Here is a 23,407-nt window from a genome sequence, read left to right as displayed (position 1 = left end):
CAAAGGTCATCATTGTGGCGCGAGGCCGGAAAAAAACAAAGCCCGCCTTGCGCGGGCCTTGTGTCGCATCGATACGGGCGAGCGCGTGAATTACAGCACCACGCCGGACGGTGGTTGATCGTGGGTTTCACCGGCGGACTGGTGCGGCAGCTCCAGATAACTGGTGGACTGCATTTCGGTCAGGCGGCTGGCTGTGCGGAAAAACTCGCTGGCCTGCACGCCGTCGGTATAGACCTCGTCGATGTCCACCGCCGCGGACGCCACCAGCTTGACGCGATTGTCGTAGAACACATCCACCAGCCAGGTGAGCCGCCGTGCGATGGATGCATCCTTGGCCGTGAGTCTGGGTATGTTGCTGATGAAAACGGTATGGAATTCGGTGGCGATTTCCAGATAGTCCGTCTGCGCGCGCGGGCCGTCGCAAATGGCGGCAAACTCGAACCAGATGACGCCTGGCGCCTGCCGCTTGACCGGTATCTTGCGCCCCAGCACCTCGATGTGGCCTGGTTCGCTACCCATATCGTGGCTCAGCCGGTTGAACATGCCCAGCATGCGCGCCTCGGTATCGGCGCTGGCCGGCACCATGAACAGGGGCTCGCGGGTAAGCTCGCGCAGACGATAATCCGTCCCACCGTCCACATTGAGAATGTTCAGCTCGCGCTTGATCAGTTCGATGGTGGGCAGGAAGTTTTGCCGCTGCAGGCCATTGGGGTAGAGGTTGTCCGGCGCGTAGTTGGAGGTGGTGACCAGCACCACGCCGCGCTCGAACAGCGCAGTCAGCAAACGTCCCAGCATCATGGCGTCGGCGATGTCGCTGACGTGGAATTCGTCAAAGCAGAGCAGGCGCGTCTCGCGGGCAATCTTGTCAGCATAGGCCAGCAACGGGTCTTTGCTGCCGGCCAGCGCGCGCAACTCGCGGTGCACCTCGGCCATGAAGTGATGGAAGTGGATGCGACGCTTGCGGCGATAAGGCACGCAGGCGTAGAAGGCATCCATGAGAAAACTCTTGCCGCGCCCCACGCCACCCCAGAAATACAGGCCGCGTGGCACCTCCGGGCTACGCAGGCTGCGGCCCAAAAAACGGTTGCGCTTGGATTTGAAGTCCACCAGTTGCAGCCACAGCTTGTCCAGCTGATCAATCGCCGCGGCTTGCGCCGCATCATGAATGAAACCGGGCTTTTCACTGGCCGCCCGGTACCACTCGCGGGGGCTGGTCATGCTGCCGTCTACCGGCGAAAAGGTATGTTGGGACATGATGTGCGAACTGTCTGTCAGGCCCGTCCCGGCCCGGCGCGGGGGAGACAAGGCGTTGTTATGATGGGCTGCCGGGCAGCCGTTTATCGCCTAATCATAACCTTTTTGCAGCGCGACATCAGGTTTGATGCGCGGAGAAAGCGCTTCGGCCAACCCTGAGGTTGGCCGAAGAAACCCTGCTTGCGCCTTGCCGGCGGCGTCGCGCCACCCGGCGCGCCGTCCCGGACAGACTGTTACAGGGGGAACAAACCGGTAGACAAATAGCGATCGCCCCGGTCGCAAACAATGGACACAATGACGGCGTTTTCCAGTTGCTGGTTCAGGCGCAATGCCACCGCCAACGCCCCGCCCGACGAGGGGCCGGCCAGAATGCCCTCCTCCCTCGCCAGCCGGCGCGCCGTTTCTTCCGCCTCGTCCTGACCCACGTATTGCAGATCGTCGATACGGGAGAAATCACAAATCTTCGGCAGGTAAGCGTCTTCCCATTTGCGGATGCCGGGAATCTGGCTGCCGGTTTCCGGCTGCACGCCAATGATCTGAATCGCCGGATTCATTTCCTTGAGGAAACGGCTGTTGCCCATGATGGTGCCGGTGGTCCCCATGCTGGAAACGAAGTGTGTGACCCGGCCCTGGGTGTCGGCCCAGATTTCCGGGCCGGTGGTTTCGTAATGCGCCAGCGGGTTGTCCGGGTTGGAAAACTGGTCGAGGATGACGCCGCGCCCCTGGTCGCGCAAGCGGTGCGCTTCATCGATGGCGCCCGGCATGGAGGTTTCCTTGGGGGTGAGCACCACTTCCGCGCCGTAGGCGCGCATGGTCTGCACCCGTTCGGCGCTAGAGTTTTCCGGCATGATCAGGATCAGCTTGTAACCCATCATGGCGGCGGCCATCGCCAGCGCGATGCCGGTATTGCCGCTGGTCGGTTCGATCAGCGTGTCGCCAGGGCGAATATCGCCGCGCGCCTCGGCGCGCCGGATCATGGACAGGGCCGGACGGTCTTTCACCGAGCCGGCGGGGTTGTTGCCTTCCAGCTTCACCAGCACGATATTGCTGGTCTGACCGGGCATGCGCTTCAGCTTCACCAGCGGGGTATGGCCGACAAAGTCTTCCAGATGCTTGAACACGGTATATTCTCCTGAACAGCCGGTCATTATACGAACTGTCCGAGCCGCCGTAGCGAACCGATTTATCTAATCAAATAACTCGAAATCCTTATCCGCAAAAAGCATAAACCCCGCTAGAAAGCGGGGTTTATGCTTTGACAGCCCGATAGCCGGGCCGGCAGGCATCAGCCCTGACGCGACATCAGCCAGTCCACATAGCGATCCACGCCCTGCTCCACCGTCAGCATGGCGTCGGTGTAGCCCGCCTCGCGCAGTCGACCAATATCGGCCTGGGTGAAGCTCTGGTATTTGCCCTTGAGCGCATCGGGGAAGTCGATGTACTCGATGACGCCCTGGGCCACCAGTTCGTCCAGCGACAGCGCCGGCTTGCCTTCATGGCGACGACAGGCGTTGACGGTGGACACCGCCACATCGTTGAAGGGCTGGGCGCGACCGGAGCCCAGATTGAAAATGCCGCTCTTGCCCGGATTGTCCAGGAAGTACAGGTTGACCTTGACCACATCTTCCACCGAGACAAAGTCGCGGCTCTGCATGCCGTTGCCCCAGCCGTCGTTGCTGCCGAACAGCTTTACCTTGCCATGCTCGCGGTACTGGTTGAAGTTGTGGAAAGCCACCGAGGCCATGCGGCCCTTGTGCTGCTCTTGCGGACCGTAGACATTGAAATAACGGAAACCCACTGCCTGGGCGCTCAGGCCTTCTTTCATGCGCTGGCGCAGCACCTGATCAAACAGGAACTTGGAGTAGCCATACACATTGAGCGGGCCTTCGTACTGGCGCTCCTCTTTGAACACCGTGCCCTTGCCGTAAGTGGCGGCGCTGGAAGCGAACAGAAACTGGATTTCTTCATGCTGGCAGTAATCGAACAAGGCCAGTGTGTACTGGTAGTTGTTGTCCATCATGTACTTGCCGTCATGATTCATGGTGTCCGAGCAGGCGCCCTGATGCAGGATGGCGGAAATCTCGCCCTCGAACTCGCCTTCCAGCAGCAGATTGAGGAAATCATGCTTGTCCAGATAGTGGGCGATTTCACAGTCCACCAGATTGCGGAACTTGTCGCCGCTGGTGAGATTGTCCACCGCGATAATGTCGGTGATGCCGCGCTGGTTCAGCGCCTTGACGATGTTGGAACCGATAAAGCCGGCTGCGCCGGTCACCACGATAGTCATAGCAAACCTCTACTCAGAAAGAAGAGCCCGGCGTTTGCAAAAACGCAGTCTCTTCAGGGGTATTGTCGCGCCCCAGCACGGCGTTGCGGTGCGGGAAGCGGCCGAACGTCACAATGATGTCCCGATGCCGGCGGGCATAATCCTGATAGCCGGCAGCCAGCTCGCCCTCGCCCAGCGCATCGAACAAGACGATGGCGCGATCCTGATCGGCCAGTTGTTCGCTGTGTTCGAACGGCAGGTAAACGAAGACCTTGGCGGGCAGCGGCAAAACCTGGTCCTGGCCGGCAGCGACCATGGCGTTGGCGGCGCGGAGCGCCAGCGCATCGGTCGCGAAGGAACGGGCATCGCCGCGAAACATATTGCGCGGCAACTGATCGGTCAGCACCACCCAGGCCAGCATCGACAAGGCATCATCGGCCTGCGGCGCGATCTTGCCGTCGCAGGCGTCCTGCCACAGACCGAGAAAACGTTGGCGCAGCATGTCGTCAAAGACCGGGTCCTTGCGAAACCAGCTCTGGCGCACGCGGCCCAGTTGCTCTTGGTCCGTGCCGCCAAACCATACCGTCAGCACATCAAGCAGCTCGGGGGGCGTCATGTCAGAGTGCAAACAGTTCATCCTGATGGCAAACAGCGGTGCCAAGCTTGGCCACCACGATACCAGCCGCCGCATTGGCCAGGCTCATCGCCACCGGCAAGGGCAGACCGGCCGCCATGGCCAGCCCCAGTGTGCCGATAACCGTATCGCCCGCGCCGGAAACGTCGTACACCTCGCGAGCCAGCGTAGGCTGGTGCAAAGCGCCGTCGGCGCGGAACAGGGTCATCCCCTCTTCGCTGCGCGTTACCAGCAAGGCGTCCAGCGCCAGCTCGCTGCGCAGGCTCTCGGCTTTTTCGGCCAGCTTCTCTTCGCTGCTCCAGCTGCCCGCCACTTGGCGGAATTCGCTGCGGTTGGGCGTCAGCAAGGTAGCACCGGCGTATTTGGCGTAATCGTCGCCTTTGGGATCGATCAGCACCGGTTTGCCGGCCGCGCGCGCCAGCTCGATCATGCGGCTGACGTGAGTCAGCCCGCCCTTGCCGTAATCGGACAGGATCACCACATCGTGATTGGCCAGCACGGCCTGATAGTCTTCCAGCTTGTCGGCCAGCACCTCTCGGCTGGGCGCGTCTTCAAAATCCAGCCGGATCAGCTGCTGCTGACGCGCCACCACGCGCAATTTTACCGTAGTGGCAATGTGCGGGTCGCGCTTGAGGGAAGCCGTAATGCCGTCCGCCTCCAGCAGGCGTTGCAAAGCGCCGGCCGCTTCATCGTCTCCCACCACCGACAGCAAGGTGGCTTTGCCGCCCAGGCTGGCGATGTTGCGCGCCACGTTGGCGGCGCCGCCGGCCCGCTCTTCCATACGGGCGATCCTGGCCACCGGCACCGGAGCCTCGGGCGAGATGCGGGACACATCGCCAAACCAGTAGCGGTCCAGCATCACGTCGCCCACCACCAATACACGGGCGCCGGCCAGCCTGGCCGCCAGTTCGGCGGGCTGCAGATTCAGTTTTTGCAGAAGGTTCATGCCTACCTCAGCGGCCGATGGCCAGATAATCGAAGCCTTGCTCGCGCATCCAGGCCGGGTCGTACATATTGCGGCCGTCTATCAGCAAGGGCTGCTTGAGCGCGGCCTTGATGGCGTCGACATCCGGAGCGCGGAACATCTTCCACTCCGTAACAATGATCAGCGCGTCGGCGCCCTGCACTGCTTGCATCATGTCTTCGGCAAACGTCAGGCGCGAATTGTCGCCCATCACCCGGGCGGCCTCTTCCATCGCCACCGGGTCATATGCCGCCACCTGCGCGCCGCGCCGGGTCAGTTCGTCCACCAGCACCCGACTGGGCGCTTCGCGCATATCGTCGGTATTGGGCTTGAAAGCCAGGCCCCACAGTGCGATGCGGCGGCCAGTCAGGTCCTCGCCCAGCCTTGCCACCAGCTTGTCCGCCAGGCGGCGTTTCTGGCTATCGTTGGCCTCTTCCACCGCCGTTAGCACGCGCATGGCGTGGCCGTTCTCACGGCCCGTCGCCACCAGCGCCTTGACGTCCTTGGGGAAGCAGGAGCCGCCGTAACCGGCGCCGGGATAGAGGAAGTGATAGCCGATGCGCGGATCCGAACCGATGCCCTTGCGCACCAGCTCGATATCCGCGCCCAGCGTCTCGGCCAGATTGGCCAGCTCGTTCATGAAGGAAATGCGCGTGGCCAGCATGGCGTTGGCGGCGTATTTGGTCAGCTCCGCGGAGCGCAGGTCCATGAACAGGATACGCTCGTGATTGCGCTGGAACGGCGCGTACAGACGGCGCATCAACTCCACCGAACGCTCATCCTCCACGCCCACCACGATGCGGTCCGGCTTCATGAAGTCTTCGATAGCCGCGCCTTCCTTGAGGAATTCCGGATTGGACACCACGCTGAAAGGCAGGTCTTCGCCGCGCTCGGCCAAGGTCTCTGCAATGGCGGCGCGCACCTTGTCGGCCGTACCCACCGGCACCGTGGACTTGTCCACCACCACCTTGTAGCCCTGCATATGGCGGCCGATATTGCGCGCGGCGGCCAGCACGTATTGCAGGTCTGCGGAGCCGTCCTCGTCCGGCGGCGTGCCGACGGCTATGAACTGGATGTCGCCAAAGGCGACCGACTCCGCCACGTCCGTGGTGAAGCTCAGACGACCTGCCGCCACATTGCGGCGCACCATATCGTCCAGACCGGGTTCGTAAATGGGAATGCCGCCCGCCTGCAAAGTAGCGATCTTGTCCGGATCCACGTCCAGACAGCAGACATGGTTGCCCACTTCGGCGAGGCAAGTGCCGGTGACAAGACCGACATAACCGGAGCCGATCACGGTGATTTTCATGATCTGGCCGCCCGGAACTGGGCGATGTCGCCGTTGATCTTGCGCAGCGCAGCCAGTGGATCATCGGCGCGGGTAATCGGACGACCAATCACCAGATAATCCGAGCCGGCTTCCAGCGCGGCCACAGGCGTCATCACGCGACGCTGGTCGTCCGCGGCGCTGTCCGCCAGGCGAATGCCCGGCGTCACCAGACTGAAGGCCTGACCCAGCGTGGCTTTCAAGGCCGGCGCTTCCTGAGCGGAGCACACCACGCCATCCAGCCCGCAATCGCGCGTCAAGGTAGCCAGACGCAGCACATGCTCTTGCGGCGATACGGTGATGCCCACCTCGGCCAAATCCGCCGCTTCCATGCTGGTGAGCACGGTTACCGCAATCAGCAGCGGGCGCTGGCTGTAGTGCGCCAGGCCTTCGCGCGCGGCTTCCATCATGCGGCGACCGCCGGAGGCGTGCACATTCACCATCCACACGCCGGCGTCGGCCGCCGTTTTGCAGGCGTGAGCAACCGTATTGGGGATGTCATGGAACTTGAGATCGAGAAAAACCTGAAAACCGCGAGCGGCAAGGCTTTCCACCAGCGAGCGGCCGCTGGCGGTAAACAGTTCCTTGCCGACTTTTACGCGGCACTCGGCGGGGTCGAGCCGGGCAGCGAAATCCAGCGCTGCAGGAGCATCGGCAAAGTCCAATGCCACGATGACGGGAGACGCCGGCGCCAGGTCAAGGCCGGCCGCAACCAGAGGATTCATAACACTATCCTGAAACGTTTCAATGGGTTTCCGAGCGGTTGGGCGTGAAGCTCTCCCACTCGCCGCAAGCCGGGCAGTGCCAGAAGAAGGCCCGGGAGCGGAAATTGCAGCATTTGCAGCGATGCACGGTCAGTCGCTGGGCATGCTTTTGCACCAGCGCGCGCGCCACTTCGGCATCCATGCGCCCTTCGGGCGACAGTTCGTCCATCTGCGCTTCGATCAGGCGGTACACGCCCATCAGGTTGGGGCGCGCATGCACCGCTTCGCGCGCCACTTCCAGCGCGCGTTCCTCGCCCTCGTAGGCGCAGAGCTTCTGATACAGCAGATCGGTCAATTCAAGCTGCGGAAAGGTTTTTTGATAACCACGCAGCAAGGCGATGCCTTCCATCGGCTTGTCCAGCTTCTCGTATGCATCGAACAAGCGTTCGGCAGCCATGGTGAGATAGTCGAAATTCTGTTTCTCGATGTTCTGCCAGGCGGCGATCGCTTCGTGAATGCGGCCTTCGGCAAACTCGATGTCGCCCAGGATCAGGCTGGCGCGCACGCATTTGCGATTGGCGGCGAAGGCTTCATCCACCAGCGCACGAGCGGCGGCATGATTGGAACGGTACAACTCGCCTTGCGCCAGTTCACAATAAAACTGCGCCACTTCATGCTGAAAGGAGTGCGCATCGCTGCGCAGTTCCTTGGCGGTTTCAATGGCTTTTTTCCAGTCGCGATCCTGCTGGTAGATATCCAGCAGCTGACGGCGGGCCGCCAGCGCCATATTGCCGGTCAACAATTTCAACAGAATTTCTTCGGCGCGATCCACCAGCCCGGCTTTGCGAAAATCCTGCGCCAGCTCGTTGCGCACAATATCGCGCTGATCGCCCGGCAGATCGGAAGACTCCAGCATGCGCTGGTGCAAGCGGATAGCGCGATCATTCTCGCCGCGTTTGCGATACAGCTTGCCCAGCGTCAGTTGCAACTCCACCGCAGAGCCCTGCTGACGGGACACTTCGGCCAACGCACCAGCCGCGACGTCGGTCTTGTCGTCCACCAGCGCATCCAGTCCGCGATAAAAACCAGTCGGCACCGCCTTGGCCTGCTTCAATACGGTGCGCATGTCTACGCGCGCGGCCAGCCAGCCCAGGCCGAAAAAGGCCGGAAACAGCAATAGCCACCACAGATCCAGTTCCAAATGGCTTTCCTTGTTCTTGATTTGATTGGAATCGGCAACAGCCCGCTCCCTTCAGAGGCGGGCCGGTCTATCAGTCAGCGATGGCGTCGCTCGGGTCCACCGCCACTTTGCTGGCGGGACGGGTGCGCAATTCTTTTTTCAATTGCGTCAGTTCCCTGCGCATGCGCAGGTAGTAGGTGAAGGTGGCCAATAGGCCGACGGCGGCGCCGGCAACGAAGAACACCAGCAGGAAGACGATCAGCGGCGCAGACCAGACCTGGCCGAAGAACAGCTTGAATTCCACCATGTGGCTGTTTTGCACGGTGACCGCGATCAGGAACACCAGCAGTGCCACTTCGATGATACGCACGATATAGCGCATGATCTTCCTCTGAGGCTTGATTTCGGAGTGCAAGTGTAAACGATAGTCCCCGCCAACCCAAGCCGGGCCGTGTCAAATAACGAAAAAGCGCCGCATGACGCGGCGCTTTTGATTTGGCTTAACGAGGCCGGCATCACTGCCGTTACGCCTGGAGCTGCTCCAGAAGAGACTGATCCACGCGTTCCCGCAGTTCCTTGCCCGCCTTGAAGTGCGGCACATATTTCTCAGGAACCGAGACACTGCTACCCGATTTCGGGTTCCGCCCAACTCGCGGCGGACGGTAGTTCAGATCGAAGCTACCAAAGCCGCGGATTTCAATGCGGCTACCCTGTGCCAGGTTGCTGGCCATCGCATCCAGAATGGTTTTGACGGCCAGCTCAGCATCTTTGTAGACCAACTGAGAATTGCGCTCGGCAAGTCGTTCTGCCAGCCTCGCGATCAGCTCAGATTTGGTCATGATGCAATTACTCGTTGGAGCCGGACAGCTTGGCCTTCAGCAGAGCGCCCAGATTGGTGGTGCCAGCGGAAGCGCTGTCAACAGCCAGGTTCTTCATGGCGGCGCTGTCGTCCTGAGCGTCCTTGGCCTTGATGGACAGGCTGATATTGCGGGACTTGCGATCCACGGCAATGATCACGGCTTCCACTTCTTCGCCATCCTTCAGGATGGTGCGAGCATCTTCCACGCGGTCGCGGGACAGTTCGGAAGCGCGCAGGTAGCCTTCAACGTCGCTGTCCAGAGCGACTACTGCGCCCTTGGCGTCAACTGCCTTCACGGTGCCCTTGACCAGAGCGCCCTTGTCGTTCATGGCAACGAAGTTGTTGAACGGATCGCCTTCCAGCTGCTTGATGCCCAGGGAGATGCGTTCTTTTTCAACGTCGATGGACAGAACAACGGCTTCAACCTCATCGCCCTTCTTGAACTTGCGCACGGCTTCTTCGCCAGCTTCGTTCCAGGACAGGTCGGACAGGTGAACCAGGCCGTCGATGCCGCCCGGCAGACCAACGAACACGCCGAAGTCGGTGATGGACTTGATGGCGCCCTTGATCTTGTCGCCCTTGTGGAAGTTGTCGGCAAACTCGTTCCACGGGTTGGCCAGGCACTGCTTCATGCCCAGGGAGATACGACGACGGTCTTCGTCGATTTCCAGGATCATGACTTCCACTTCGTCGCCAACCTGAACTACCTTGGACGGGTGTACGTTCTTGTTGGTCCAGTCCATTTCGGACACGTGTACCAGGCCTTCGATGCCTTGTTCGATTTCAACGAACGCGCCGTAGTCGGTCAGGTTGGTTACCTTGCCGAACAGACGGGTGCTGGCCGGGTAGCGGCGGGACAGGCCCACCCACGGATCTTCGCCCAGTTGCTTCAGGCCCAGGGATACGCGGTTCTTCTCTTGGTCGAACTTCAGTACCTTGGCTTCCACTTCGTCGCCCACGGCCAGAACTTCGGACGGGTGCTTCACGCGGCGCCATGCCAGGTCGGTGATGTGCAGCAGGCCATCGATGCCGCCCAGGTCAACGAACGCACCGTAGTCGGTGATGTTCTTGACGATACCCTTGACCACTGCGCCCTCTTTCAGGGTTTCCAGCAGAGCCTTGCGCTCTTCGCCCAGGGTTTCTTCCAGTACGGAACGGCGGGACACGACAACGTTGTTGCGCTTGCGGTCCAGCTTGATAACCTTGAATTCGATGTTCTTGTTTTCGTACGGGGTGGTGTCTTTCACCGGACGCACGTCAACCAGGGAACCCGGCAGGAAGGCGCGGATGCCGTTGACCATGACGGTCAGGCCGCCCTTGACCTTGCCGCTGATCAGGCCAGACAGGATCTTGCCGGTTTCCAGAGCTTCTTCCAGCTCAACCCAAGCAGCCAAGCGCTTGGCTTTTTCGCGGGACAGCTTGGTTTCGCCAAAGCCGTTTTCCAGAGCGTCGATCGCTACGGTCACGAAGTCGCCGATGGCAACTTCAACAACGCCTTGGTCGTTCTTGAATTCTTCGGCCGGAATCAGGGATTCGGACTTGAGGCCGGCATTAACAGTAACGAAGTTGGAGTCAACTGCCACGACTTCGGCAGTGATCACCTCGCCCACGCGCATGTCGTGAAGGGTCAGGCTTTCTTCGAACAGCTGGGCAAAGTTTTCCATGGAGAGGGTAGTCATCAAGCTTACTCTCGGTGCACACCTCACGGCGTGCGGGGTTAGGGTTGAACAACCGGTTCTTTTCGCATTGCAGCAAATCGAACCGCTACAAAAAATCAGAGGCCGGCGGCTTGTCGCTCGTCAAACCAGCCCATGACGGCATCGACAGCTTGGTCGATGGAGAGACGGGTGGTGTCAAGCAGCAAGGCGTCCGGCTCGTGCCTCAGCGGGGCTACTGATCGGGCGGCGTCGCGCTCGTCCCGTTCAATGATGTCCTGCTTAATCTGCGGGAGGTTAGCAGATTCTCCTTTGCCGATCAACTGCTTATAGCGCCGCTCGGCGCGCTCTTCCGCGCTGGCGGTGAGAAAAACCTTGAGCGCGGCGGCGGGAAACACCACTGAACCCATGTCCCGACCATCAGTCACCAGGCCCGGTCCGACGGCAAAATCGCGCTGACGCTGCAGCAAGGCGGCGCGCACGGCGGGCAGGGACGCCACGCGGGAAGCGCCGTTGCCAATGGCTTCGGCTCGAATCAGCGCGCCCGACTCGACGCCGTCCAGCCATACGCCCGCCTCGTTGAATACTACCGGCAGATGCAATGCTTCGGCCGCCAGCGCGGCTTCATCCGCCCAGTCGATGGCCTTGTTGCGCGCATGCAGCGCCAGCAGCCGGTAAAGCGAGCCGGAGTCGAGGTAATGGAAGCCCAATCGCTGGGCGACGAGCGCGGCGACGGTGCCCTTGCCGGAGGCGGAAGGGCCGTCGATGGTGATGACGGGTACGGTCATGATGGGGTTCGGAGTCCGGATTGCGGTATGTTGAGCTTGGCCAAAGGGCCAGCGGGGCCATCTTCGGCAAACTGTTGATTTTACCCCAGCGCCCGGCTGTGCGACACGATTAAGCGCGATGACTTTTGCTGCCTCGCAACAGAAAAAGCGCCGCAATGGTTGGCAGAAAGACCCCTAGGGCTTTACAGTGGCATGGCAACGCCGGGCCGGGTCGTCCGCGCGTGATGATATTAAAGAATCGCCCGCCCTCCTCCGCGTCATGCTTCACCCTCCAGCCGCGCCCGACAGCGCCGCAGCCGGGCTGACGCGGCGAGGCGACGTTGGCGATTCGCCAAAGACAAGCACACCGACGGACCATCCTGACACGCAACAGAGACACCGCCCAATCGCCATGGAACAGCTTCGCCTTACCCCGACTCCGCGCCTCTCCGGCACCATCAAACTTCCCGGCTCCAAGAGCATTTCCAACCGCACCCTGCTGCTGGCCGCGCTGTCCAGCGGTTCGACGCTGGTGCGCGATCTGCTGGATTCGGACGACATTCGTCACATGCTGGCCGCGCTGGGCCTGCTGGGCGTTGAAGTGGAGCAAATCGGCGACAGCCGCGATTTCCGCGTTCAGGGCGTGGGCGGTGAGTTTCCGGTAAAAAGCGCTGATCTTTTTCTGGGCAACGCCGGCACGGCTTTTCGCCCGCTGACCGCCGCGCTGGCGCTGATGCAGGGCCATTACCAGCTCTCCGGCGTGCCCCGCATGCACGAACGTCCGATCGGCGACCTGGTGGATGCGCTGCGCATTGCCGGCGCGGATATCCAGTACCGGGGCAACCCGGGCTACCCGCCGTTGAGCATCTCCCCGGCCAGCGTCACCGCCGGCCAGGTGATTCCGGTGAAGGGCAATGTATCCAGCCAGTTCCTCACCGCCCTGCTGATGGCTCTGCCACTGACTGGCGAGACCGTCACCATAGAAGTGGTGGGCGAGCTCATTTCCAAGCCGTATATCGAAATCACGCTCAATCTGATGGCGTGCTTCGGCGTGCAAGTGGAGCGCCAGGGCTGGCAACGCTTCATCATCCCGGGCGGTCAGCATTACATCTCCCCGGGCGAAGTCCATGTGGAAGGCGACGCCTCCAGCGCGTCCTACTTCCTGGCCGCCGGAGCGCTGGCCGGCGGACCGGTCCGCGTGGAAGGCGTAGGCCGCTCCAGCATTCAGGGCGATGTGAAGTTTGCCGAAGCGCTGGCATTGATGGGTGTGGAGATCACCATGGGCGACAACTGGATTGAAGCCCGCGCCAATGGCCCGTTGCGCGCCATCGACGCGGATCTCAACCACATCCCGGACGCCGCCATGACGCTGGCGGTGGCCGCGCTGGCCGCAGACGGCACCACCACGCTGCGCAATATCGAAAGCTGGCGCGTGAAGGAAACCGATCGCCTGGCCGCCATGGCCACCGAGTTGCGCAAAGTGGGCGCCACGGTAGAGGAAGGCCAGGACTACATCCGCATCACGCCGCCATCGGCGCTGACGCCGGATGCGCAAATCGATACTTACGATGATCACCGCATGGCGATGTGCTTCTCGCTGGTATCGCTGCTGGGCGTGCCGGTGGTGATCAACGATCCCAAGTGCGTGGCCAAGACCTTCCCGGACTACTTCGAGGTACTGGCCACCCTGCAGGCCTGACCTCAAGCTGAACCACCCCGAAAAAGCGCCGTGCTCAGACGGCGCTTTTTTCATGACTGAAACACAACCCTTGCCACAATAAACCCAATAAAACACAATATATAGACAATAAACATCATCAAAGGCCCACATCATGACCAACCTCTTCGCTATCCGCCGCGACTTCATGCAGCGCTTCGACATGGCCCCGCCCGCCAGCCCGCAGCGCAATGAACAGGCGCTGGACATGTGGGAGACCATGTTGGCCGAAGAGGTAGCGGAATTTCGCCAGGCGCTGGCCGACTACCATGCCTCAGCCAGCCTCGACACCGAGCAGCAGTTGGCCGCCATGGCCGAGTTGACAGCGGAAGGTGTGGACGTGCTCAACATTGTTTGCGGCCTGCTGCTATCGCAAGGCTTGCCGCTGGAGGCGATGACCCAGGCCATCCACGATGCCAATTTGCGCAAGATGGTGGATGGCAAAGTGGTGCGCCGCGCCGACGGCAAAGTACTGAAACCGGATGGTTGGCAAGCGGCGGACAAGCTGGGCGTCATCCGCGCCGCCTTGCCTTGATGCATGAAGTTTGGTCAGGATTAAGTCCGATTTAATAAAGCAGCGTTATGCTAGGCGCTGAAGAATCCACAAAAAGGACGCTGACACCATGCTTAAAAATTCCCAACACAGTTATGGCCGCCTCGCGCGCGCTTTTCACTGGCTGTCCGCGCTGGCGGTGATTGCCGCGCTAGCCTTTATCGAATTCAAGGGTATCGCCCCCAAGGGCACCCCGCTGCGCGACTTCATGAAATCCGGCCACTTTCAGGCCGGCCTGATCGTGCTGTTGCTGCTGTTGCCGCGCTTGCTGTGGCGCTTGGGCAATCGCGTGCCGGACATCTCCCCCGCGCCGCATCGCCACGCCATGCTACTGGCCCACGCCGCGCACTGGGCGCTGTACGCGCTGATGGCCGCGCTGCCGCTGCTGGGTATCGCCATTCTGCAAGGCAATGGCAAGGATGTTGTGCTGCTGGGCATGACGCTGCCGGTGATCTTCCATATCGACCCCGCCAGCGCCCGCGATCTGAAAGAGCTGCATGAAACGCTGGGCAATGTGATGTTGTGGCTGGTGATCCTGCATGCCGGCGCCGCCATCTGGCACCATCGCTTCGTCAAGGACGATACGCTGACCCGCCTGACCGGCCCGCTGCGCTGATCCCCTCGCGGTATCGTTCCATGCCGTTCACCCTGTTGGTGAACGGCATTTTTATTGTCTCACTCGGATGCAAACCCACCCACCACCGGGATGCAGCAGAACAGATAAGGCACAAACCGCTGTGAGACCGAACCGCGGCCGCGGTTCTGCTTGCATGCCCAATCAACCCGCCCAAGCAAAACCGTCTCGTGCAGTATTGCTTGCCGTAATTCACCCTTCCGCTCCGAACCAGTGGAAAGCGTCAAAGGAAAACCATGCGAACACAAAAAAAATGCTTGGGATATGTGGCCATCGTCGTTGATGACTATGACCGGGCCATCGCGTACTACACCCAGAAATTGGGATTTACGCTGCTTGAAGACACCCCCCAGCCAGGAAAACGCTGGGTTGTCGTGACGCCGGCGATTGATAGTGATTGCAGGCTGCTGCTCGCCCGTGCTTCAAACGAGCGGCAATCCGGATGCATTGGCAATCAGGCCGGGGGACGCGTTTTTCTGTTTTTGCAGACCGATGATTTTTGGCGCGACTACCAGACCATGAAGGCCAAGGGCGTCACGTTCTGCGAAGAGCCGCGAGAAGAAGAATACGGGACCGTCGTTGTATTCGAGGATTTGTATGGCAACCGATGGGATCTCTACCAAAGCGCTGAGTCAGCGCCTTTTTCCGCAGGGTAAAAAGACAAGGCGAAATAGCTGATGACGCCCCGCCTTTTCCGCAGCCAGAAGCGGCATCGCCAGGCCAGTCCGCCAACAAAGCCTGGTAGATATCCTGAACCAAGACGCGGCAAGGCGGGCAGTACACGGAGCACGACTAAAAGAAGCGCAAGCCAGCATCAGTTTTTTGTTAGCGGGGCCTCGCGCAAAAACGCTCAACGCGAGGCAGTAGAACCCCTCACCACCAGCCGTCCTGACAGCACCACTTTGCGCGCGCTGCGCCCGGTGTCGTCCAGTCGCTCCAGCAGCATGCGCATGGCCGTGCGGCCAATGTCGTATACCGGTTGTTCGATCACCGTCAGACCGGGGCCGGCCAGCTCGGTCCAGTTGTCGTTGTCGAAACCGGCGATGGCGATATCCTCCGGAATACGGATGCCCGCCCTTCTCGCGGCGCGCAACATGCCCAGCAGTATCAGGCCATTACTCGCCAGCAGCGCATCCGGCCGGTTCTCTTCGGCCAACCATGAAAGCAAGGCCAGCTCGGCCGCTTCCGGCGTGGGCAAGATAAAACGCGCGTCGCCGGGCAGATCATGCTTGCGCAGCGCCGCCTCCATGCCGGCGCAGCGCTCCGCGCCAGTAGTGCTGGTTTTGCCGAATAGCCCGCCAATGCGGCGATAACCCTGCTGCAACAAGTGTTCCACCAGCATGCTGGCGGCGTCGGCATTGTCCAGCACCACCGCATCCGCCTGACCAGGCAAGGCGGCTCTGTCGATCAGCACCACCGGAAAGCCCAGCGCCACCGGGTCCAGCTGCTGGGCCGTGGCGCCGGTAGGGGCGAGAATGACGCCGGTGACACGCTCTTCCTGCATCAACCGCAGATAGAGCGCTTCCTTGTCCGGATTTTCATCGGTATTGCAGAGAATGACGCGCATGCCCACTTCGTAGGCGGCGTCCTCCACGGCGCGGCTCACCGCGGTAAAGAAGGGGTTGCGGATGTCCGACACAATCAGCCCGATGGTGTGGCTGTGGCGGGAACGCAAACGGCGGGCGGACAGGTTGGGCAGATAGCCGGTGGCCTCCACCGCGGCCAGCACCTTGCGGCGCAGCTCCTCGCTCACCGGGCCGTTGCTCAATACGCGCGACACCGTGGCCACCGATACGCCGGCAGCCAAGGCGACATCCTTGATGCGTGCAGTCATTTTGCAATCGTTTTCATTGATGTTGCCCAGATGCTGCACCAAGCTCAAACCCATTGCAAGCCTTGTCTGGCTTTATCTTCATCAAAACAACCTCTTGGCTTTTCTTCGACCGTTGCTGACGATATTGACAGTGGTTATGTAATCGTTTTCAATGCAAATCGGAAAACACATAACAGCGCCGTCGCGGCCATGCCGGGCGGACGGAGACAACCACTGCGGAGCCCCTGCCATCATGACCCAAGCGCTCATTCATCCGGATCTCATCCGTCTGGCCAGCCAGCCGGCCAGCAAGGAAGAAGCCATTCGCGAAGCCGGCCGCCTGCTGGCGGACGCCGGCTGCATCGCCCCCGCCTACATTGACAGCCTGCTGGCCCGCGAAGCGGTGGCCAACACCTTCCTCGGACATGGCGTGGCCATTCCGCACGGCATGATTGAAGACCGTCACCTGATTCACCGCACCGGCATCGCCATCCTGCAGATTCCGCAGGGTTTGGAATGGAACCCTGGTCAGCGCATTCATCTGCTGTTTGCCATTGCCGCGCAATCCGACGAGCACATACGCCTGCTGCGCCGCCTCACCCGCCTGTTGCAGGACGAAAGCCAGTTGCAGGCGCTGTACAACACGCAAGACCCGCAGCAGCTGATCGCTGCGCTGGACGAAGGCGCTGCGCCGGTTGCACCGACGCAACCCAGCGAAGACCTGAGCGAGAAGTTCGAGTTGCAGGTGGACTACCCCAACGGCCTGCACGCCCGCCCGGCCACGCTGTGGGTGGAAACCGCCCGCCAGTTTGCCGCGCAGGTACAGATTCGCCACGGCCACCATGCCGCCGACGGCAAGAACATGATTTCCCTGTTGCAACTGGGCCTGCAACGCGGCGACCGCATCGTGGTGTCGGCCGAAGGCGCGGACGCGCGTTTGTTGCTGGAACAACTGCGCGGCGTGATGCTGCGCCTCACTTCTCAAGAACAGACCGACGCCGCGCTGGCTGCGCAAAAAGCGCAAGCCATGAAAGGCGAAAACCTGTGGCAGCCACCGGGCCATCCCTTGATGATGGCCGGCATCGCCGCCAGCCCCGGCCTCGCCATCGGCACGGTGCACGTGTTGACCCAGGGCGAGCCGGTGGTGCCGGATCACCCGCAGGGTCTCGCCGAAGGCGGAGACCGCCTGCATGCCGCGCTGGCCACCACCCGTGCCGAGCTGGCCGGCCTGGCCGAAGACACCGCCGCCCGCCTTGGCGCGGCGGAGGCCGCCATTTTCAAGGCCCAGGCCGAATTGTTGAGCGACACCGACTTGATCACCCTCACCTGCCAGCTGATGGTGGAAGGCCGCGGCGTGGCCTGGTCCTGGCACACTGCCGTCGCACGGTTGGCGGACCGTCTGGCGGCGCTGGGCAACCCCCTTCTGGCCGCCCGCGCCGCCGATTTGCGCGATGTGGGCCGCCGCGTGCTGGGCCATATCGACCCGGCGCTGCGCAGTAGCACCCTGGCCGATCTGCCGGACAACTGCATTCTATTGGCGGCGGATTTGTCGCCGTCCGACACCGCCAGCCTAGACACCAGCAAGGTGATCGGCCTGGCCACCGCCCAGGGCGGCCCCACCTCGCACACCGCCATCCTGGCGCGCACCCTCGGCCTGCCGGCCATGGTGGCAGGCGGCCCCGGCATCACCGGCGTAGACAACGGCACACTGGCGATTCTGGATGGTCAGGGCGGCCGCCTGTATCTCGCACCCAGCGACAGCGACCTGGCCTCGGCGCGCCGCTGGCAGGAAGAGCAGCATGCGCGCAAGGCGCGCGAGGAAGAACAGCGCAGCCTGCCGGCAGTCACCCGCGACGGCCACGCCGTGGAAATCGCCGCCAACGTCAACCGCCCGGACCAAGTGCCCGGCGCACTGTCCGCCGGCGCGGAAGGCGTGGGCCTGATGCGCACCGAATTCCTTTACCTGGAACGCGACACCGCGCCAGACGAAGAAGAACAATTCGCTACCTATCAGGGCATGCAACAGGCGCTGGACGGCAAGCCGCTGATCGTGCGCACGCTGGACATCGGCGGCGACAAGCAGGTGTCCTACCTCAACCTGCCACAAGAAGAAAACCCCTTCCTCGGCATGCGCGGCGCTCGTTTGCTGCTGCGCCGCCGCGATCTGCTGGAACCGCAACTGCGCGCGCTGTACCGCGCCGCCCGTTCCGGCCAGCCGCTGGCCATCATGTTTCCGATGATTACTTCGCTGAAGGAAATCACCCGCCTCAAGGGCCTGTGCGAAGGCATCCGCCGGGAGCTGCAAGCACCGGAGGTTCCGATCGGCATCATGGTGGAAGTGCCGGCCGCCGCCATGCTGGCGGACAAACTGGCCGAGTACGTGGATTTCTTTTCCATCGGCACCAACGACCTCACCCAGTACGCGCTGGCCATCGACCGCCAGCATCCCGAACTGGCCGCCGAGGCCGACAGCCTGCACCCGGCCGTACTGCGCCTGATTCATCAGACTGTTGAAGGCGCGGCGCGCTTCCAGCGCTGGGTGGGCGTGTGCGGCGGCATCGCCGGCGACCCCTTCGGCGCGGCGTTGCTGACGGGCCTCGGAGTGCAGGAGCTGTCCATGAGCCCGCGCGACATCGCCTCGGTGAAGGCGCGCCTGCGCAGCGCCGACTTGAGCCGCCTGCAAGAACTGGCGCGCCAGGCGCTGGACTGCGACAGCGCGGAGGAAGTGCGCGCCCTGCAAGGCCAGCTGTCATGAGCCAGCCCGTCATCACCGTTACCCTTAATCCGGCCATCGATTTCACCGTCACCCTGCCCGCGCTGCGGCCGGGCGAGGTGAATCTGGCCAGCGGCGGCGCCAGCAACGCCGGCGGCAAGGGCGTGAATGTAGCCAGCTGCCTGGCCGACTGGGGCGCACCGGTCATCGCCACCGGCCTCTTGGGCAAACACAACAGCGAAAGCTTTGAAGCGCTGTTTCGCGACAAGGGCATCGCCGACCGCTTCATCCGCGTGGGCGGCGATACCCGGGTAAATATCAAGCTGGCGGACAGCGCCGGCGGCGGCACCACCGACATCAACCTGCCCGGCCTCAGCATTGAAGAGCGCCACTGGGACAAGCTGCTGACCGTACTGGCCGCCGACACCAACCCGGACAGCCTGATCGTGCTGGCCGGCAGTTTGCCGAACGGCCTGCCGACCGACAGCTACGCCCGCCTGACCGGCAAGCTGCGCCAATGGGGCGCGCGCGTCGTCCTGGACACCAGCGGCCCGGCGTTGAGCGCCGCGCTGGCTGCGCCGCGCGAAGCGCTGCCGCATTGCATCAAGCCCAACCGCCAAGAGTTGGCGCAATGGGTCGGCAAGCCGCTGGCCGATACCGCGGAAGTACTGACCACCGCCCGTCAACTGCAGGCTGCAGGCGTGGCGCAAGTGGTGGTGTCGCTGGGCGAGGACGGCGCGCTGTTTGTGCTGGACACGGGCCCGGCGCTGCTGGCCAGGTTGCCGGTACAAAACCCGGTCAGCACGGTAGGCGCGGGCGACGCGCTGGTGGCCGGGTTGTGTGCCGGCCTACGGCAAAACCTGTCGCCCGAGCGCTGCTCGCGGCTGGCGGTGGCATTCGCCTCCGCCAAGCTGGCCGCCATCGGCCCGCATCTGCCCTCGCCCGATACCGTGCAAGCGCTGGCGGACAGCGTGCACATCGAAACGTTGTAAGCAACGGACCGCTTCGGCCAACACCACCCACAACACCCCGAAGCGGCCTCTACCACCCAGAGGAGAAGGAGACTCACATGGCCAATCTGCTGGCAGTCATTGCTGCCCCGGATCGCAGCACCCAATCATTGCTGGCTGGCGAAGCCCTGCGCCAGGCGGCTGCCCGCCTCAAGCATCATATCGAGGTAGAAATTCACACCGCCCAAGGCGTGCAACAGCCCTTGAGCGACAGCGACATCCAGCAAGCCGACGCGGTGCTGCTGGTGGGCAACGTGCCGCAGGACGGCCGTTTCGTCCGCCTTGCCACGCATGTCGCCTCGCTGGAGACGGTGCTGAACGCCACCGATGCCGCCATCGCCGCCGCGCTGGGCGGCAAGCCAGCGCCGGCCCAGGCCGCCGCAGCCGGCCTGCGCATCGTCGGCATCACCTCCTGCCCCACCGGCATTGCCCACACCTTCATGGCCGCCGAAGGGCTGAGCCAGGCCGCCCAACAACTGGGCCATCTGGCCCGGGTGGAAACCCAGGGCTCGGTGGGCGCGCAGGACACCCTCAGCGCCGAGGAAATCCGCGATGCGGACCTGGTGATCATCGCCGCCGACACGCAAGTGGATTTGTCGCGCTTTGTCGGCAAACGACTGTTCCAGAGCGGCACCAAGCCCGCCATCAACAATGGCCGCGCGCTGGTGGAGCAAGCCCTCCGCGAAGCCGCGCCCTATGCGCCGGCCGGTCAGAGCGCCGCCGCCGGCAGCGCGACTCCGACGGCCGAACAACGCAGCGGCGCCTACAAGCACCTGATGACCGGCGTGTCCTTCATGCTGCCGTTTGTCACTGCCGGCGGCATCCTGATTGCGCTGGCGTTCGCGCTGGGCGGCATCTACGCCTTTGACGACGCCCACAAAGGTACGCTCGCCTGGGCCTTGTTCCAGATCGGCGCCAAATCCGCCTTCGCGCTCATGGTGCCCATCCTGTCCGGCTATATTGCCTACTCCATCGCCAACCGCCCCGGCATCGCCCCGGGCATGGTGGGCGGCATGCTGGCCGGCAGCCTGGGCGCCGGCTTCCTCGGCGGCATCCTGGCCGGTTTCATCGCCGGTTACGGTACGGACTGGATGAACCGCAACATCCGCCTGGGCAAGCATCTGGACGGCCTCAAGCCGGTACTGATCCTGCCGGTGCTGGGTTCGCTGCTGGTGGGCCTACTGATGATTTATGTGATTGGCGACCCGGTAGCCCATCTGCTGGCCGCGCTCACCGGCGCGCTCAAGAGCATGCAAGGCGGCAGCGCGCTGCTGTTGGGCGCCATTCTCGGCGCGATGATGGCCTTCGACATGGGCGGCCCGGTCAACAAGGCGGCCTACGCCTTCGCCACCGGCCTGATCGCCAGTCAGGTATACACGCCGATGGCGGCCGTGATGGCGGCCGGCATGACGCCGCCGCTGGGCATTGCGCTGGCCACCAAGCTGTTTGCCGACCGCTTCACCACCGATGAACGCGAAGCCGGCAAGGCCGCCGGGGTGCTGGGCATATCCTTCATCAGCGAAGGCGCCATCCCCTTTGCCGCTCGCGATCCGCTGCGCGTGATCCCCTCGCTGATGCTGGGCTCCGCGGTTGCCGGCGCCATGTCCATGGCCATGGGCGTGGAACTGAAAGTGCCGCACGGCGGCGTGTTCGTGCTGCCCATCCCCAACGCTGTCAGCGGCCTGGGGGCCTACATTGCCGCGCTGGTGGTCGGCACCGTCATCACCGCCGTAGCGCTGCGCGTGCTGAAAAAACCGGTAACCGCCTGAGTCATGGCGCGACAGGACGCCCCGCCCCCTGTCGGGCGGGGTTTCACAAGACGGCAAGACAAGCGTCAAGAAGTCGTCATGCTGCACATGCACAATCCCGTCTGAACCGCCTGTTCGGCGCTTCTCTGATCTGTGTCCTCTCAGTTTCTCTCTCGGGCCAGCCTTGCGCTGGCTGTTTTTTTATCCATCGACCTCGGGCGACTCACCCGCCACCATCCTCACCAAGCGCTCCAAATCCTGTTCGTCCGCGCCCGGCTGCAAGGCTGTCAGATACGAGGCGAACACCTCAGGCTCCGCCAGCTCCAGACAGCGCAAGGCTTTCTTCGGGCCGGGATAGCGCATGCGCTTGAGCGTGAAATAGTCTTCCAGCAACGCCGTCAACAACCACACCCTCCTGTACAAGCCTTCCGCATCCTGACGACGGCTGCGAGCCAGCATCTTCCAGGCCCACGCTTTCATGGCCTGGACCTCATCCTCCGGCAAGACCGGCAAGGGTGCAGCCTGCATTGCCTGCAGCCGCGCCAATAACCCGTCCCCTTCGGCCAAGCGCTGAAACAGTACTTTGCCACCCACGGCGCGAATCAACTCTTCCGGTGGATCAGCCAGCATTGTCTCCGGGTAGATGAACACATCCAGAAACGCCCCTGCCACCACTCTGGCATCCCGCACCACGCGATCTTGATTAGCAAACGCAAGAATGTCGTAGTCGCTGTCCGGGCCCGCCGTATCGTTGGCGCGTGAACCATACAGCAAGGCCGTATGGACACCGATGGCGCGCAAATGCGCGCAAAGCTGTTTCAGCACATCGTCTTGCCCCATGTGATCTCCTTTTCTTTGATCGCGCATCTTGGCTACTTACCCTCCGGCAGCAGTCATGCCGGAGACCTCTCTATGAAAATACAACAGCCATATTCTGAAATGGTGAAAAAATAGTGATTTTTTTTCACAACAAACCCTAAACTAGCCGGCATGACTTTCGATCCCGACACGACGCCCCCCTCCGCCCTGCCCGACCCGCTCTGGCTGGGCGAGCAATTGCGCCACTTGCGTCGCATGCGACGCCTGTCCCTGCAACAGTTGGCCGAACGCGCCGAACGTTCCGTTGGCTTCCTGTCGCAGCTGGAACGCGGCAAAAGCCAGCCCACGGTGACCGATCTGATCCGGCTGGCCGGCATCCTCGGCGTACCCTACAGCGTGTTCTTCAGCCAGGCGCCGCAGCATGAACGCGGCGTGGTGGTGCGCAAGGCCCACCGGCCGCAACTGGCTTACGCCAACGGCGTGAGCGATGCCTTGCTGTCGCCGGGGTTTGCCGGCGGCCTGCAACTGATTCTCACCAGTTTTGCGCCCGGAGCGGATTCGGGCGGGCAGGATCTGGCGCACGGCGGCGATGAAAGCGGGCTGGTGCTCAGCGGTCAGCTGGAGCTGTGGGTGGACGAGCAGTGCCATGTGCTGCAAGCCGGCGACAGCTTCAGCTACCCCAGTCACCGCCCGCACCGCTACCGCAATCCCGGCGAGACGGAAACCCAGGTGGTGTGGGCCTATACGGTCAACCCGTAGCGCGCCGCGCCCGCCCGGCACGCCTGTTCTG

General features: G+C 62.6%; 22 protein-coding genes. 8 read left to right on the top strand and 14 right to left on the bottom strand.

Annotation, left to right across the window (positions count from 1 at the left end):
* Nucleotides 1–90 precede the first annotated feature (90 nt).
* From zapE to cmk, 12 genes are all read right to left on the bottom strand, one after another.
* Nucleotides 91–1,254, bottom strand: a complete 1,164-nt coding sequence (zapE, locus tag Q0P52_RS06295) for a cell division protein ZapE (protein ID WP_293760223.1) — start codon at nucleotides 1,252–1,254, stop codon at nucleotides 91–93.
* Nucleotides 1,255–1,487: 233 nt separating this feature from the next.
* On the bottom strand, nucleotides 1,488–2,402 hold the full coding sequence (gene cysM, locus Q0P52_RS06290) for a cysteine synthase CysM (RefSeq protein WP_293813682.1): 915 nt from the start codon (nucleotides 2,400–2,402) through the stop codon (nucleotides 1,488–1,490).
* A gap of 137 nt (nucleotides 2,403–2,539) precedes the next feature.
* On the bottom strand, nucleotides 2,540–3,541 hold the full coding sequence (gene rfaD, locus Q0P52_RS06285; RefSeq protein ID WP_293760227.1) for an ADP-glyceromanno-heptose 6-epimerase: 1,002 nt from the start codon (nucleotides 3,539–3,541) through the stop codon (nucleotides 2,540–2,542).
* A 13-nt stretch (nucleotides 3,542–3,554) separates the two neighbouring features.
* Nucleotides 3,555–4,136 (bottom strand): DUF924 family protein, encoded by a 582-nt coding sequence (locus tag Q0P52_RS06280; RefSeq protein WP_293760229.1) that lies wholly within the window; start codon nucleotides 4,134–4,136, stop codon nucleotides 3,555–3,557.
* Nucleotide 4,137: 1 nt separating this feature from the next.
* Entirely contained in the window at nucleotides 4,138–5,100 is a 963-nt protein-coding gene (rfaE1, locus tag Q0P52_RS06275) for a D-glycero-beta-D-manno-heptose-7-phosphate kinase (RefSeq protein ID WP_293760231.1), read from the bottom strand.
* A 7-nt stretch (nucleotides 5,101–5,107) separates the two neighbouring features.
* The gene (locus tag Q0P52_RS06270; protein ID WP_293760233.1) at nucleotides 5,108–6,427 is read right to left on the bottom strand and encodes a UDP-glucose/GDP-mannose dehydrogenase family protein; all 1,320 of its coding nucleotides are present in this window, start codon (nucleotides 6,425–6,427) and stop codon (nucleotides 5,108–5,110) included.
* Nucleotides 6,424–7,170: an orotidine-5'-phosphate decarboxylase gene (gene pyrF / locus Q0P52_RS06265; RefSeq protein ID WP_293760235.1), complete on the bottom strand. Its 747-nt coding sequence runs from the start codon at nucleotides 7,168–7,170 to the stop codon at nucleotides 6,424–6,426. The genes Q0P52_RS06270 and pyrF overlap by 4 nt, the downstream gene beginning before the upstream one ends.
* A 19-nt stretch (nucleotides 7,171–7,189) precedes the next feature.
* Nucleotides 7,190–8,350: a lipopolysaccharide assembly protein LapB gene (gene lapB / locus Q0P52_RS06260; protein WP_293760237.1), complete on the bottom strand. Its 1,161-nt coding sequence runs from the start codon at nucleotides 8,348–8,350 to the stop codon at nucleotides 7,190–7,192.
* A 70-nt stretch (nucleotides 8,351–8,420) separates the two neighbouring features.
* On the bottom strand, nucleotides 8,421–8,711 hold the full coding sequence (locus Q0P52_RS06255; protein ID WP_293760239.1) for a LapA family protein: 291 nt from the start codon (nucleotides 8,709–8,711) through the stop codon (nucleotides 8,421–8,423).
* 142 nt (nucleotides 8,712–8,853) lie between these two features.
* The gene (locus Q0P52_RS06250) at nucleotides 8,854–9,168 is read right to left on the bottom strand and encodes an integration host factor subunit beta (RefSeq protein ID WP_293760241.1); all 315 of its coding nucleotides are present in this window, start codon (nucleotides 9,166–9,168) and stop codon (nucleotides 8,854–8,856) included.
* 7 nt (nucleotides 9,169–9,175) lie between these two features.
* Nucleotides 9,176–10,867 carry a 30S ribosomal protein S1 gene (gene rpsA, locus Q0P52_RS06245; RefSeq protein ID WP_293760243.1) on the bottom strand — a complete coding sequence of 564 codons (1,692 nt, stop codon included), beginning with the start codon at nucleotides 10,865–10,867 and terminating at the stop codon, nucleotides 9,176–9,178.
* A gap of 95 nt (nucleotides 10,868–10,962) precedes the next feature.
* A complete protein-coding gene (gene cmk, locus Q0P52_RS06240; RefSeq protein WP_293760244.1) occupies nucleotides 10,963–11,631 on the bottom strand; it encodes a (d)CMP kinase in 669 nt (222 codons plus the stop codon).
* A 391-nt stretch (nucleotides 11,632–12,022) separates the two neighbouring features.
* On the opposite strand from cmk, the gene aroA reads away from it, so the two are divergent.
* From aroA to Q0P52_RS06220, 4 genes are all read left to right on the top strand, one after another.
* Nucleotides 12,023–13,309 carry a 3-phosphoshikimate 1-carboxyvinyltransferase gene (gene aroA / locus Q0P52_RS06235; RefSeq protein WP_293760246.1) on the top strand — a complete coding sequence of 429 codons (1,287 nt, stop codon included), beginning with the start codon at nucleotides 12,023–12,025 and terminating at the stop codon, nucleotides 13,307–13,309.
* A gap of 133 nt (nucleotides 13,310–13,442) precedes the next feature.
* Entirely contained in the window at nucleotides 13,443–13,862 is a 420-nt protein-coding gene (locus Q0P52_RS06230) for a nucleoside triphosphate pyrophosphohydrolase family protein (RefSeq protein ID WP_293760248.1), read from the top strand.
* 88 nt (nucleotides 13,863–13,950) lie between these two features.
* Nucleotides 13,951–14,496 (top strand): cytochrome b, encoded by a 546-nt coding sequence (locus Q0P52_RS06225; protein WP_293760250.1) that lies wholly within the window; start codon nucleotides 13,951–13,953, stop codon nucleotides 14,494–14,496.
* A gap of 254 nt (nucleotides 14,497–14,750) precedes the next feature.
* A complete protein-coding gene (locus Q0P52_RS06220) occupies nucleotides 14,751–15,170 on the top strand; it encodes a VOC family protein (protein ID WP_293760252.1) in 420 nt (139 codons plus the stop codon).
* 194 nt (nucleotides 15,171–15,364) lie between these two features.
* On the opposite strand, the gene Q0P52_RS06215 is transcribed toward Q0P52_RS06220, so the two are convergent.
* Nucleotides 15,365–16,348 carry a LacI family DNA-binding transcriptional regulator gene (locus Q0P52_RS06215; RefSeq protein WP_293813681.1) on the bottom strand — a complete coding sequence of 328 codons (984 nt, stop codon included), beginning with the start codon at nucleotides 16,346–16,348 and terminating at the stop codon, nucleotides 15,365–15,367.
* Nucleotides 16,349–16,580: 232 nt separating this feature from the next.
* Here Q0P52_RS06215 and ptsP point away from each other — a divergent pair, with 232 nt between their 5' ends.
* The 3 genes from ptsP to Q0P52_RS06200 all read left to right on the top strand — a co-directional run bounded on the left by ptsP (nucleotide 16,581) and on the right by Q0P52_RS06200 (nucleotide 21,819).
* Nucleotides 16,581–19,082, top strand: coding sequence for a phosphoenolpyruvate--protein phosphotransferase (gene ptsP, locus Q0P52_RS06210; protein WP_293760256.1), 2,502 nt, complete (start codon nucleotides 16,581–16,583; stop codon nucleotides 19,080–19,082).
* Nucleotides 19,079–20,032 carry a 1-phosphofructokinase gene (pfkB, locus tag Q0P52_RS06205; RefSeq protein WP_293760258.1) on the top strand — a complete coding sequence of 318 codons (954 nt, stop codon included), beginning with the start codon at nucleotides 19,079–19,081 and terminating at the stop codon, nucleotides 20,030–20,032. The genes ptsP and pfkB overlap by 4 nt, the downstream gene beginning before the upstream one ends.
* Before the next feature lie 77 nt (nucleotides 20,033–20,109).
* Entirely contained in the window at nucleotides 20,110–21,819 is a 1,710-nt protein-coding gene (locus Q0P52_RS06200; RefSeq protein ID WP_293760260.1) for a fructose-specific PTS transporter subunit EIIC, read from the top strand.
* A 180-nt stretch (nucleotides 21,820–21,999) separates the two neighbouring features.
* On the opposite strand, the gene Q0P52_RS06195 is transcribed toward Q0P52_RS06200, so the two are convergent.
* Nucleotides 22,000–22,638 (bottom strand): nucleotidyltransferase domain-containing protein, encoded by a 639-nt coding sequence (locus Q0P52_RS06195; protein WP_293760262.1) that lies wholly within the window; start codon nucleotides 22,636–22,638, stop codon nucleotides 22,000–22,002.
* 150 nt (nucleotides 22,639–22,788) lie between these two features.
* Here Q0P52_RS06195 and Q0P52_RS06190 point away from each other — a divergent pair, with 150 nt between their 5' ends.
* Nucleotides 22,789–23,376 (top strand): XRE family transcriptional regulator, encoded by a 588-nt coding sequence (locus tag Q0P52_RS06190; protein WP_293760264.1) that lies wholly within the window; start codon nucleotides 22,789–22,791, stop codon nucleotides 23,374–23,376.
* The last annotated feature ends 31 nt before the right edge of the window (nucleotides 23,377–23,407 follow it).

The organism is uncultured Aquitalea sp. (assembly GCF_945957525.1).
GTDB lineage: Bacteria > Pseudomonadota > Gammaproteobacteria > Burkholderiales > Chromobacteriaceae > Aquitalea.
Note: the sequence above shows the minus strand (reverse complement) of the source record. Positions and strands in the feature narration are given on the sequence as shown.